12 protein-coding genes are annotated in these 13,422 nt (G+C 43.1%); 7 read left to right on the plus strand and 5 right to left on the minus strand.

The window, feature by feature from the left end; genetic code table 11:
• Nucleotides 1-31 precede the first annotated feature (31 nt).
• Entirely contained in the window at nucleotides 32-1,084 is a 1,053-nt protein-coding gene (locus MH215_RS14270) for a bifunctional transcriptional activator/DNA repair enzyme AdaA (RefSeq protein WP_239291010.1), read from the minus strand.
• A 450-nt stretch (nucleotides 1,085-1,534) separates the two neighbouring features.
• Here MH215_RS14270 and MH215_RS14275 point away from each other — a divergent pair, with 450 nt between their 5' ends.
• The gene (locus tag MH215_RS14275; protein WP_239291012.1) at nucleotides 1,535-1,915 is read left to right on the plus strand and encodes a LysM peptidoglycan-binding domain-containing protein; all 381 of its coding nucleotides are present in this window, start codon (nucleotides 1,535-1,537) and stop codon (nucleotides 1,913-1,915) included.
• Nucleotides 1,916-2,154: 239 nt separating this feature from the next.
• A complete protein-coding gene (locus MH215_RS14280; protein WP_239291014.1) occupies nucleotides 2,155-2,733 on the plus strand; it encodes a hypothetical protein in 579 nt (192 codons plus the stop codon).
• Between the two features lie 170 nt (nucleotides 2,734-2,903).
• Here the strand turns inward: MH215_RS14280 and MH215_RS14285 are convergent, their stop codons facing one another.
• The gene (locus MH215_RS14285) at nucleotides 2,904-3,821 is read right to left on the minus strand and encodes a phosphatidate cytidylyltransferase (protein ID WP_056703162.1); all 918 of its coding nucleotides are present in this window, start codon (nucleotides 3,819-3,821) and stop codon (nucleotides 2,904-2,906) included.
• Nucleotides 3,822-3,917: 96 nt separating this feature from the next.
• Between MH215_RS14285 and MH215_RS14290 the strand changes: the two genes are divergently transcribed.
• Nucleotides 3,918-4,481, plus strand: a complete 564-nt coding sequence (locus tag MH215_RS14290) for a hypothetical protein (protein WP_239291016.1) — start codon at nucleotides 3,918-3,920, stop codon at nucleotides 4,479-4,481.
• Between the two features lie 57 nt (nucleotides 4,482-4,538).
• Here the strand turns inward: MH215_RS14290 and MH215_RS14295 are convergent, their stop codons facing one another.
• Complete coding sequence (locus MH215_RS14295) at nucleotides 4,539-5,000, minus strand: VOC family protein (protein ID WP_239291018.1); 462 nt, start codon at nucleotides 4,998-5,000, stop codon at nucleotides 4,539-4,541.
• A 164-nt stretch (nucleotides 5,001-5,164) separates the two neighbouring features.
• Between MH215_RS14295 and MH215_RS29235 the strand changes: the two genes are divergently transcribed.
• The gene (locus MH215_RS29235) at nucleotides 5,165-5,599 is read left to right on the plus strand and encodes an Lrp/AsnC family transcriptional regulator (RefSeq protein WP_239291020.1); all 435 of its coding nucleotides are present in this window, start codon (nucleotides 5,165-5,167) and stop codon (nucleotides 5,597-5,599) included.
• 165 nt (nucleotides 5,600-5,764) lie between these two features.
• Here the strand turns inward: MH215_RS29235 and MH215_RS14305 are convergent, their stop codons facing one another.
• Nucleotides 5,765-6,139, minus strand: coding sequence for a winged helix-turn-helix transcriptional regulator (locus tag MH215_RS14305; protein WP_239291022.1), 375 nt, complete (start codon nucleotides 6,137-6,139; stop codon nucleotides 5,765-5,767).
• Between the two features lie 276 nt (nucleotides 6,140-6,415).
• Between MH215_RS14305 and MH215_RS14310 the strand changes: the two genes are divergently transcribed.
• A complete protein-coding gene (locus MH215_RS14310) occupies nucleotides 6,416-7,153 on the plus strand; it encodes an SDR family oxidoreductase (RefSeq protein ID WP_239291024.1) in 738 nt (245 codons plus the stop codon).
• A 120-nt stretch (nucleotides 7,154-7,273) separates the two neighbouring features.
• The gene (locus MH215_RS14315) at nucleotides 7,274-11,290 is read left to right on the plus strand and encodes an S-layer homology domain-containing protein (protein ID WP_239291026.1); all 4,017 of its coding nucleotides are present in this window, start codon (nucleotides 7,274-7,276) and stop codon (nucleotides 11,288-11,290) included.
• Between the two features lie 470 nt (nucleotides 11,291-11,760).
• On the opposite strand, the gene MH215_RS14320 is transcribed toward MH215_RS14315, so the two are convergent.
• Complete coding sequence (locus tag MH215_RS14320) at nucleotides 11,761-12,321, minus strand: GbsR/MarR family transcriptional regulator (protein ID WP_481857438.1); 561 nt, start codon at nucleotides 12,319-12,321, stop codon at nucleotides 11,761-11,763.
• Nucleotides 12,322-12,519: 198 nt separating this feature from the next.
• On the opposite strand from MH215_RS14320, the gene MH215_RS14325 reads away from it, so the two are divergent.
• Nucleotides 12,520-13,395, plus strand: a complete 876-nt coding sequence (locus MH215_RS14325) for a carbohydrate ABC transporter permease (protein WP_239291030.1) — start codon at nucleotides 12,520-12,522, stop codon at nucleotides 13,393-13,395.
• Nucleotides 13,396-13,422 lie beyond the last annotated feature (27 nt).

Here is a 13,422-nt window from a genome sequence, read left to right on the forward strand (position 1 = left end):
TCCTTTATATAAAGAAATGCGATGCTGAAATTTACTGTAACGACCTCTGTTTCTCGTGTTGGAGAAGCCAGTTTTTGCGAGAGATTCCCCCGCCGTATCCGCCAAGTTCACCACTTGTATTGATAACTCGATGACATGGAATGACGATCGCCAGTTGATTCGCTCCATTGGCTTGAGCTACAGCACGACAAGCTGTCGGTTTACCCAGAGCGATTGCAATCTCTTGATAGGAGCGTGTTTCCCCTGCTGGAATCAAAGATAATTGCTCCCACACCTTCTTCTGAAATGGTGTTCCTAAATAGAACAACGGTGTGTCGAACGTTGTCAGTGTTCCGTCGAAATATTGTTCAAGTTCTTGCTCAATGGATTGAATGGGCGGAGTCATGCCAGGTACAATCGCTGACTTGGTTCGTATCCGTAGGCGTTCTACCTCGCGTTCAAGCCCTCGACGATCAATAAATTCAAGCAAATATAGTTGCTTCTCATCAGCTACAGCCATCATGGGGCCAAGACGGGTGTCAATCCAGGACGCTTTAAGCACTTGGCCATCATTTACATGTGTTGGGGCAGCACCCATAATGCGTGAGAACGCATCACGAAAGCCACTACTGGATTCATACCCTGTAGATAGCTGGCTATCAATGACGGTGTGACCTGAACGGATATTTTTAAGTGCAAGTCCCATACGGCGAGCACGAGCATACTCCACAAAAGTCATGCCAAAGCGTTTTTTGAATTGACGCCTCGCCGTTGATTCATCAATAGACAGGTCTTTGAAATCCTGTTCTTTCCACCTTTTTTCCGGGTTATTCTCAACAGCCTCAACTAGAAGACGTACAACGTCAGATACGTGATTGGGATGGGATAGCGGACGACAGCGCTGGCAAGGTCGGAATGAAGCGAGTAAGGCCTGCTGAGCAGTCTCATAGAACTCGCAGTTTTCGAATTTTGGTTTTCGAGCTGGACAAGTTGGGCGGCAGAATACACCTGTTGTTTTGACTCCAACATAAAACAGTCCTTCATACTCTGAGTCTTTGGCAAGAAGGGCTTGATAATATTGTTCTTTCAGATCATCAGCAATCATGGGCACACATCCTTACGTTCTGAGAGTGGATCATCGAACTACATGCTTCTAGTATAAAAAAATCCCACCTACATTATCGCCGAAAATCAGGCATGGATTTTTTATTTTTTTTAGCTATTTCCGTCGAAATAATGCGTAAATGATAGATTTATGCTTATTTTTATAGAAATCTGCCGATGTTGTTCAGAATTTGTTTAGAATGGAGTGGTATAATGTACCTACCTACAGGGATTAGTATAGGTCTATGATACCTACTTACAAATATAGGTGAGAGGGAGTACTGACCCTTGAACAAGTGCAAAATAATAAACGGATTACGCATTTGTAGCGTGATGACTGAAGACATCGGAGATAGACAAATTGCGCGATTGTTGTTTGAAGGTCCAGGGGGGATCATCATGCGCTCGTTACATATAGGAATAGGAGCCAGGTTCGGAGGTTGACGAATTGATGAGACACTCAACGTATCAGAGCATTTATAAACCGGTGAGTTCAGCATCGGTCCAATGGAGTACGGGCGAGCTTAGAAAAAAAATATTTCAACTTAAGGCGCGACCGTTGTTATTGAAAATTGCCATCATCTCTCTTATTGTGATTATTGGTTGTAGTACGATGTTGACTGCATTTGCAGGCGGAGAGGAAGACCTGCTTTCGGGGAGAAAGGTCATTGTTTCCCAGGGGGATACGCTATGGAATCTTTCCGTAGAGTATAAGCCGCAACAAATGGATACGCGGGTATTTGTAGAAGTGTTGAAAAAAATAAATAAGCTATCTTCTAACTCTATTCAAGCGGGGCAGGTCTTAATTTTGCCTCAATATGATGATAAGTAAAACAGTATGGCGTTATGATTAGCCCATGTGTGTAGCCGCCTCAATGGTCTGCTACGCCGAAGATAAAGCAAACTAAAACGAGCCTAAATATCAGAAATGATATTTAGGTTTTTTTATGTCCAGCAATAGGGATTACATAATATGGAGCTTCATGAGGAAGGATAACGTGTATTAGTTATTGAGATGGTTCAATAAATGAATACTTTTTTGAACACGTACTTATTGACAGGAGGGATTCAATGATGAAGATAACATGGATGAGATCGACACGTTGGATATTTGCGTTAATATGCATTATGGTGCTAACGAGTGCATGTGGCGCTCGTAACAATAATGAATCCGTACAGGAGCATGCTTATCCGCAGTCGAAGGAGCCTATAGCCGAAGCAGGACCTGATTCGATCCCTAATGCGGATGCGAAACAGGACAATGGATCATATTCTGCGCAATCTGAATCCTCAGCAGATGCTGGAGATGGAATTATGATCGACATCGATCAATCGGACAAGCTTACGGAAGCAAAGAGCTTTCGTTACTCGGTGAAGGGTGTGCCAGAAGGCTACACGTTATCTGAACTGCGGTGGACATCCAATCAGATCACGATCATCAATTCAGTACAAGAAGCAACCGAGCATGAAGTAGGCGAGAATAAAGCAGACGGCAAAAAAGAAGGTTTCTACATCAAGGACAATGGTCAGCTCAATGAATTCAAATACACAGATGAAATGAAGGGTGAACGTGGTAAAGTAACGTTGGTTTATACGAATGAAGCTGGACAAGAGGTTCTGGCGGAGCAGGAAGTTAAGCTGAAGAAATAGACAGCATTTCTAGGCTCGCCCGCTTGAAATGGTATGAGCGCGAATGAATGTGATACGCTAGAAATACAGCACCTCCAAATTCATCAACCGATGTTCAGACGGTTTGATTAGCTTGGAGGTGTGATTTGTTTTTGGATTAAATAGAGCCTTAAATCTAGAATCTGTGATTGCTACATAAAGTCGAAGAAATAGCGCACAACATGGAACATGACTGGTGATGTGTAGGTAAGGCTATCGACCCTGCTTAGGTAGCTTTTTTTGAGTGCGTCAAACTTGTTATCGTCCCCAATCAACAGATCTCGCTTCAATACGGATACGGTCAGACTGCCAAAGAAACCTGCAAGGCTAATCAGCACCCCGATGAACAGGGCGAATCCTGCATCAAACGGCGTAAGGTACGGATGGATGAAGTAGGAGGCCGCTGTTGTAATTACAAAGGAACAAGCAAATCCTTCCCATGTCAAAAATGGATTAGCCGTAGGCACCACTTTTCGCTTGCCCAGATAGAGAGAGACCACATAATGGATGACATCATTAAGCTGAGTTAGCACAACTAAGAATAACACCAGCTTCGAACCATACTCAGGTGTAGCAAAAGGGAAGTAAGCAAGGTGACTGAGTCCGAACACCATGAGCATAAGTCCCCACTGTGTGGAACTCACGCTGCGTAGGAAGCCAACCGTCCCTTTGTTAATTAAGCGAGGGAGAGGCAGCACTAAGAAAACATATAGCGGAATGAAAATGATGAACATCCCATACCATCCAATATAGATCCAGTAGAACTGAGCGGGTACCGCTAGATATGCCCATAGGAACAACCTGCGATCTGCTTTGCGTGTACTGCGGATCATGGAGAAGTATTCCTTGAGTGCGAAGAATGCAAGCACCATAAGGGAGAGCAGGGAAACGATAGGGTTAAATAGTGTAGCGAGGCAGAAGATAACGAGCATGCCCCACCAGGTTTTGATTTTGTTGCCGATGCCCGAATAGTCTTTGTCCGGCTGTAGCTTTGCAATGATTTTGTACACGATATGTATGACAAGTAGTGCAGTGAATATTAAGGTTAATGTGAATAGTGAACTGCTCAACGAAGGATCACCTGCTTATCTAAAATAAGATTCCATAAAAGGGTACCTATGTTATTATGAAGGAATAGTGACCACATGATAAGGGGAAATTTTGTTATGACCGATCAACGCTCCATCTATATCCTGCTCACGAATACAGGAACCTTGTTTACCAAAGTCATTCAGAGTTACACCAAAGCACCCTATAATCATGCCTCGATCTCGTTTAACCGGGAGTTATCCGAGTTATATAGCTTCGGTCGTAAACATCCAAGCAATCCACTGAACGGTGGGTTTGTGAAGGAAGATATCCAGACAGGTACATACAGTAAATATCCGAACACAACATGTGTTATTTACGAGCTTCAGGTGACAGAACGTGAAGTTGAAAAAATGAAACGTGTGCTACATATCTTCATCCGTAGCCGCCAGAAATATATGTACAACCTGCTTGGCGTAATTGGCATTACGCTGAAAGAGCCTGTCGAGTTTAGCAACTCCTACTTTTGTTCACAGTTTGTAGCAGAAATATTACAGCGATCCGGAATCAAGCTGTGGAACAAACTGCCTGCCTTGGTGACCCCGGATGATTTTCGCCAAAGTGAACAACTAGCGCTTGTATATGAAGGGAAGTTGAGCGAGTACAGACCGGGAAACAACGATCAGGACGTGGGAGAATAATATTACACAAACAGCCTGCTGCCATGGATTTCTGGCTAACAGGCTATTTGTGTCATATTAAGTAGAGGGTGATGCAGGACGATTGAAGTCAACTTCTTCGAGGAATTCAATGACTTCACCGTTGGGACTATGAACAACTGCATTTCGAACTTGAAGTGGAGGATTACCAAGTGCAATCCAATCGGGTGGGACATAAGGCCGTGCACCAGAGGCAAGGGCTTTCTCGTATATTACGTCCACATTGTCTACGTATAATGCGAAATGCAGCAGAGCCCCATGTCTTACAGCTTCGGGGGAGGCCGCTGGTTCGCCTTCAGCTGCGATTACGGCTCCCGGGTCAAATAGTTCAATGCATGTGCGTTGATCCGGTGAAATTAGCATGCAGGCCTCGGTAATGCGGAAGGCCGGTAGACTCCAAGAGTGTCCAACTGTAAATCCCAGTACATTCGTATAGAAAGAAAGTGTATTCTCATAATCACGTGCCTGAATCGCTATGTGAGCAAGTCCATTTACACTCATACTCCATCGCTCCCTTCATCAAGTTGTATTCCTAAAATATAAAGGGAGTTGTACATTGGAACCATGCAGTTTCAAAGGATATACGGGAGTATGGCTTACACTTTATTAGCTCTTTTATTCAAATAAACTTATTAAATGAGATTGATTCTTGGGAGGGTCTATAGGTGGGTTATGTTATAGATGAAGTTGACCAACAGATTATGCGTTTGCTTCAACACCATGCACGGATGTCTATTGTACAGATTAGCAAAGAGGTTAACATGTCCCAACCTTCCGTCAAGGAGCGAATCCTCAAATTAGAGGAAAACGGAATTATATCGGAATATTCGACGATCTATGATCTAGCACAACTAAATCGAGGTACAACAACTTTTATTTTGCTCAAAACAGAGCGCTGTGAGGAATTCGTTCGCTTCTGTGAGCAGGCTGTTGAAGTCACCGATTTATATCGGATTAGTGGTGAGTACAACTATCTCATCAAGGTACAGACGGCAACGATTGAAGAGCTTGCTGAGTTTCAGGAATCCCTTGTAAAGCTTGGTCCATCCAAATCCCATATTAGTATGAAAAATATAATGGAACATCGCGTGCTGCTCTAAGGGAACTATAATCAAAGCATGTTCAACAAGTGCATGGGGGGGCTTCCCCTTGGAATCGAATGTATATAAGAACTGTAGGTAATTGCAGATCAATATGATATTGCAGCGCTTCTCTCCAATACCAATAATAATTGGGAGAATTCACGGCTCATCCTGTTCTTCTAATCACTGTTCGTTCATAGAGGACTCCTCCATAACCTTCGTGTCTCTGTTGGCACGCAAATAATCAAGATGTGATTTTCCCCAACCACACATACCATCTAGAAGAGTCCCTACAGTCTGTCCGTGCTCAGATAAGCTATACTCCACCTTAGGAGGGACATCTCCATAGAGCGTGCGAATAATAATCTGATCCTGCTCTAGCTCCCGCAGTTGTTTGGTTAATGTCCCCTGTGTAACGTCAGGAATCATTCGTCGTAATTCTCCAAAACGTTTAGTGCCTTCCTTCAGCAAAATAAATAAGATGAGCGGTTTCCATTTTCCATTAATGGTCTCCAGTGTGGTCATTACTCCTTGTAAACGTGGTTCTTGTAAATCCATAGTATTCACCTCAATTTATAGATATATATATGAGATTATTCTATCATACTCGATTTCTAGGATTTGAGATGAAATAAACCTGTCCAATTAGACTGCATGTTCTCCATGAGTGGTTTTTAGTGCCCGCATGGTGAGCTGAAGATCACCAACCTATAGTACGAAATTTCATACTTAGTACGATTGAATTGCGTACTGTTCAACATCCTTCATTTCATTAATAATGGACAAATCATTGGTGCATAGCCAGTAATTATGATGTGAAGGGACAGATAAGGAATGAGACAATATGCATTGCAAAACCAACGTGTCGTTATTATTGGGGGCAGCTCGGGAATTGGACTTGCAACAGCGCTGGAAGCAGCGGAGGCAGGAGCGCATGTAATTATTGCCGGCAGATCAGCCCCCAGGCTGGAAGAAGCAAAGGAGCAGATTGCTCGTGAAGCGAGTACGTCGGGGAAACGGACAATTGAAGGTTACGTGTTAGACAATCAGGATGAGGAGCAACTGAAATTATTCTTCAATCACGTAGGCGAGTTCGACCATCTATTTACTCCTGGAGCTGTATATACCCGAGGATCACTGAGTTCAGATCGGGAGACAGCTGAAAGTTGTTTTAAGGGAAAGTTTTGGCCTCAGTATTTTGCCGCTAAATACGCTGCTCCACAGTTGTCTTCTTCCGGTTCAATAACGTTAATGTCTGGTGGATTCAGTCAGCGTCCTTTGGATGGAGGAGCCTCTTATGCCGCATGTAATGGAGCTATTGAGAGCTTGGGTAAAGCACTTGCTGTTGAGCTTGCGCCAGTACGCGTAAATGTCGTTTCTCCGGGAACGATCTGGCGGGAAGGGCAAGAAGGAACTCCGCGAGGGGAGCACTTCAAGGACTATGAGAAGCTTGCGTTACTCCAGCGGGTGGGACGAAATGAGGAAATTGCGCATACTGTTACCTATCTGATGACTAACACGTTCACCACAGGCAGTACATTATTCGTCGATGGTGGGTATACGCTAATCTGATGGTAAAGATTCGATCTATTGTAGATCGGGTCTTTTTTTCTTTGCGCATCCTCCATGTTCAGAATCGGTCCAGAGCGTTTTACTACAATACAAATAACACAGAACGGGAGGACAGAATACATGTTATTCAAGCGGTTTATCAGTTTTATGTTGGTTGTAGTGATGTTGGTGCCACTCATTAACGTGGGGGGCGTAGCCAGTGCAGATGAATTATCGCCTCGTGAACGTCTTAATGAACAGAGGAATGATTATTTCAATAACTCAGGATCGAACATAATTGCTAATGTCCAGAGTATTTTGGAGGAGCCGGAATTCATTAGTTTGCCGGCTGACTATAGTTTATTAAGCAGTAGTCAAAGATTGGAGATTGCAGAAGGTGTAGTGAATTTCTTCTCGAACAATGTCCAGTATGTGGAGGATCGCCAAGTTGAGTATACTGCACATCTTGTATACAATTTAGTGAAACTTAATATCCAATTAGATGCAGCTATATTTCAGGAGACATCAGAGTCACTGTTTGAATTGTTTGATCAAGTGAATGATTACTTTCCAAGTGATAGTGATCAACAATTGAATCAAATTCGTTATAGTGGCTCATATCATACTCTATTGGGCGTGGATAAAACGCTGTTACTCAATACGGCATACTTTAAGTACGTAAAGGCAAACTTTGGTGATCATGTCTCTTATGAAAGCAAGTTAAGTTTTATGACGACGCAATTGGCTCTTTTTAATGGTGTGAACGGTACAAGTGTTAGTTCTGCTTTAAATCAACTTTATAGCATATATGCTGCTACTCAAGATTATATTCAGCATCAAGATAGCAGCTTTCCGCCATTTGCACTCAATTTGAGTAAAATGTCCGAGATTGTTAATGATGATGAACTTAGCGAATTGACGGATTGGATCATTGATAACAGACCAGAGAGTGGATATTATGACACTGTCGCTCAAGTGCAATCTGCATTCGATTCATTCTTCGCAGGTGTACCATGGTTGGATCAGTATAACGAATTCAAAAAGACTGCTAACGAGAATAATTTGGAAGATATCGAGAAAGCGATAACGTTCTTTAGCGATGAGCAATTCTTAGTTTCACCTGAGTTTAAATCTCTTTCTACTGAAGATCAGCAGGCAGTAGCAGCATACTTATTAAGAATTGAAGCTCAGACAAGTGCCGGATATACAAGTCAAGGACAAGTTCAAATCATGGTCGAAGTAGCTATGCGGGCACTCGATGTGATGCACCAGATTGGAGGGCCAACTGCGAAGACTGCACTTGATGCGTTCTATACGAAACAAGCGGAACGTGTGATTTACTTTAATGATGCCGCTGAAAGAGCGGAATTCTATCGTCTCGTTAATGCATATCTCACTTCCTCTGATCTTGAAAAGCGCATGACGGCATACCGATTCGAAATTAGGCTCAGTACAAACTCAGCGATCAATCGCGTCATAGGATATACCGAGTCAGCGGTGGAATTGACTCCATATCTTAACCGGATTGAGACGAAAGAAGATATGAAGGATGCAATAGAGAAAATTGCTTATATACAGAGCAATGTCGAAACATATAACACCAACAATCCGACTAAACCGATGGAGGAGTTCCCGCTAGATTTCAGTGAATTCAATAAGCTAACTGGTACGGATAAAAATGAATTGGCCATGCATATGTTGGAGAAACGTCCGAATGCAGGATATTTATCCTATGCAGATATTCAACATGCTTTTGATCAATATTTGAATCCGGATATTGATAATGGTAATAAATCTGATCTGCGTGATGTGAATTATGCAAGAGAGGACGAAGATACAGATGATATGATCATGGCTATAGAACATCTGGAAGACATCACGTTGCCTCAGGAATATTCCAACTTCACGCCAGAATTAAAAAAATATGTAGCTAAATTCTTGATCTATCAAGTAGGGGAAGACTATGAAACAGAGTCACAAGTTCAATATATGATTGAACTGGCTGTGCAGGCACAATTAGTCTGGGAGCAAAAGGAACTGAGTGTCCTTCAGAATAAACTAGATATTCTAGCCCAATCCTTGTCCGATGGTCTTGAGCACTTTAATGATCGCAAGACAGAGGATCTGCATAATATCGGGCAGCGTTATCTTGAACTCAGTAGAGCGAACAAAACTATTTTTGCATATACCTTCTTACACTTATTGGCGAAGGAGAAGTTGGAAGGAACATCAGCAGGGGACATCCCCAACCCTGAGTTTATTCTTGAACTACTCTCTACACCGTACGAACCAATTGAGAATGCTATTACGGTAGACCAAATGGATCAATGGCTTGATACAACGATGAAGGATCAGTTGAGTGGTGAACAATTTTTCCATGGCAAAAAGTTCGACTTCTCAGGTTCCATTAATCTGTCCAGAAGAGTTGGACTTAGCAATGCAGACAAAAAGGAATTAGCAGAATGGGTTCTGGAGCATAAAGAGAATGGTTATAAGAATGTTCTCCATTTGCAACATGTCATTGACCAATTCTTCACCGCTCCTAATGTAACAGCGGACAACACGAATAAGAAATTAATCGGTCTAGACTCTACCATGGAAATCTCCTTTGATGGAGGTCTGAACTGGCTTGATTTAGCATTGATTAACCGTTTGGAACTTAATCGAAATGTAACTGTGCTGGTACGTTATAAAGCGATCGAAGATGAACTGCCAGGGCGTGCTCTGAAATTTGTCTTCACAGCCAAAGACTCAGATGGTGGTAATACAACAACACCGCCAACGACACCGACTAATCCATCAACACCTAGCCCATCTACGTCAACACCAGTTACTGGAGGATCAAATACAACACCTGCTCCAGCTACGAAACAGGAACAGATTGTTGTAGATGTCAACGGTGTTAACGGCACGAACTTGACCAAGACACCAATTACTCGTACAACTGAAACGAATGGTGTCATCAAAGATTTGGTGAAGATGAGTGAAGCGATTGCGAAGGAGTCCGTAGAAAAAGCAAAACAGCTTGGCACAGATACAGCACGTATTGTCATTCCAGATGCCCAAGACGCTGTGTCCGAGACACGGATTGAACTGCCAAAAGCAGCCGTTAAGGAACTGAATGATGGTGCACTTAAACTTGAAATCTCTACAGGCAATGTCGTAATTTCTGTTCCAACGAGTTCGATTGCTGGATTCGATCAAGACTTGTATTTCCGCGTTGTTCCACTGAAACTGGAATCGGAGCGTAAGGAAGTAGAAGAACGTGCGAAGAAGGAGCGGTTGATTCAAGAAATTGCTCCCGATACGAATGTACGTATACTGGCTCGTCCAGTTGAAATTGAAACGAATATGCAAAGCAGAGAAGTAACGTTAACATTACCACTGCGTAATAGCTTGCCGACCGATCTAGCTGCACGTCAGCAAGCATTGGACAACCTAGCAATCTACATTGAACACAGTGATGGTACCAAAGAATTGATTCAAGGTAAGCTGGTGAAACTCACAGATAATAGTGAAGGCATTGAGTTTACTGTAACTAAATTCAGTACGTTCACACTTGTTGTCGTGGATGGCTTGAAAGCTTCGCAAAGTTCACAGCTTCCATACATTCAAGGTTTTGGAGCAGATTTCCGTCCAGATGCGTTGGTAACACGTGCGCAAATGGCGGCCATGCTAGCTCGTAACCTGACTGAGGGAGCTGGATCAAGCTCTGCTGCTAGTGTGAGCTACACGGATGTATCTGCAACGCACTGGGCTATCAGTGAGATTCAGAAGGCTCAATCCGCAGGCATCATGAACGGGTTGAGCACTACAAAATTTGCGCCGGAAGGCTCCATTACCCGTGCACAGATGGCAACGATTGCGTATCGTTGGATGCAGCAACAAGCAAGTGAAGCAGAAGCTTCGTTCACAGACGTATCTGCAGACCTCTGGGCATCGGATGCGATTGCTTATGTACAGTCTTCAGGCTTGATGGTTGGTTACAGCGATGGTACGTTTAAGCCAAATAACAAACTGACACGTGCGGAAGCCGTGAAGGTACTGAATGTGCTGTTCAATCGCACACCACTCACAGGAGCGGTGACACTTTCCTTCAGCGATGTACCAGCTACACACTGGGCATATGCGGACATAGAAGCGGCAGCGCAAAAATAGTATTTCATACAGAATGATAGATTCTAGAATAGTAGGGAAATATAGCAGATAAGAAAAGAGCTGTTCCAAGTGCCATACATTGGCTAGGGACAGCTCTTTTTTGAGTTTTCGTCTAACTTACACTACTTTGTCGAATCATCTAGTTCCGATGCTTTCCAATCTAACGAATCGAGGAGACGCTACTTACAGCAAATTCAACAAACCGAATATCTAACGAATTATAGCGACGTTATTCCACGATAAAGTAGAAGATTTGGCTACTTTGGAAGCTTTCTTTTACAAATAACTTCGCTCAGGTTCGTTATAATCGGCATCGCAGCTTTATCGGTCATATAAGACTTGTATGATTCGTTAGCGCCTCAGGTTTGGATTATTGGAGAGAAATGATGGGACTCCTGTTAATCCATTTTATATAGAGAACTCATTTATGCGCTCAGGGGATTCCAGACATTATCGTTATCGTAAAATACTCATTCTTGCGCAGAGCTTGGATAGAAGCTACCCTCTTGCAGCTGGTTTACAAATCCCTGAAGCCAAATATAATATTGCTCCGCATGTTGAAGTTTGTGCAGGTCACGCAGTGCCTCATTTCGGTCTTCTGGCAAGGTATGCTCCGAAAGGATGATCGCCGACAGATCAGGAATGACTGCTCGTATGCCTTCTAACATCACATCTACTTCCCGTTGTAGCTTCGATCCGAAGAAGTTCTGAAAGGTACGATAGAAATCCGTTTCCGCCAGATACTGATCCTGACGATCTTTCTTCTCATCTAGTTTATATATCATCTGTGACTCGGTAAGTGAACGAACCGCATAACTCATATTGCTTTTACTCATGTTCATAGAGTTCTTCATCTCTTCAAGTGTCATGGGTCGATCCTCAAAATACATAATTCCATACAGCTTGCCAAACGTATGATTAACCCCATATAGATCCATCGTGTTCGCGATGGCGTCGATGACTTTCTCCCTCAGCTCATACCGATCGGGTAATGAAGAATGATTCGGGTTCCCGGTAGTTTCTTTCACCACTATGTCACCTCAAGTTTATGATAGCGTTCCCACTAGCTTCTTCATATTTTACATGAATCAATTCAATTTTAACATAACTATGAAATAGATTTTTCAATACAAGTGTACAATCATTTTTGTACGGAATAAACAAAAAGACGTTTCATGCCAAATATTCCTAAAAGATTAAAGAAAAATTGAACATAAGGAGTGGGGGAATTGCGATTAAAGCTATGGAGGGAGTCTGAAGCGGTATTCTTCACGTTGCCGGCTCTAATTCCGTTGCTGGTGTTCTGGCTGGGGCCTCTCGGATATATCGTTTATCTCAGTTTCACCGATTGGGACTTCATGAGCCCAGACAAGTTATTTATTGGTTTAGATAATTACAGCTATCTGTTGACCAACTCTGAATTCTACCAATCTTTGAAAGTAACGTTGTTATTCGGATTAGGAAGTGTAATTCCAACCATCGTGGGTGGACTAGCACTCGCTATGCTTATGAATAGCAAGATCAAATCAACGGGCATCTTCCGGACTTTACTCTTCTCACCATGGGTAACGCCAACCGTTGCGGTGTCCATCGCATGGTCCTGGATTTTTGAGCCAGAGGTGGGACTTGCCAATCTCATGCTTGGCTGGGCGGGAGTATCTCCTATTGGTTGGTTGCGTGACATGGATTGGGCACTGGTTGCGGTACTGATCGTTACCTTGTGGAAGTCGATTGGTTGGGCAATGGTGTTCTATCTGGTTGCACTGCGAAATCTTCCATCTGATCTGCTCGAAGCGGCCTCCATTGATGGAGCAGGTAGTTGGGACAAGTTCCGAAGTATTACACTACCGCTGATCTCACCAACGACGTTCTTCCTTTCCATTATTCTGACGATTCAGTCTCTTCAGGCTTACGACCAGATTAACGTCATGACTCAGGGTGGACCGGCGGGATCGACAAGAACGTTGCTGTATATGTATTACCAATCTGCATTTGAATCCTTCAATGTAGGTGAGGCTTCATCCATCGCTGTTGTAATTATTCTGATCTGCGTATTGCTCTCGGGAGTCTCCTTCCTGCTCGGCAGACGTTTGGTGCACTACTAATGACAATGACGATGCCTAATAAGAAAG

The organism is Paenibacillus sp. ACRSA (assembly GCF_022346845.1).
In the GTDB taxonomy this organism is placed as follows: domain Bacteria; phylum Bacillota; class Bacilli; order Paenibacillales; family Paenibacillaceae; genus Paenibacillus.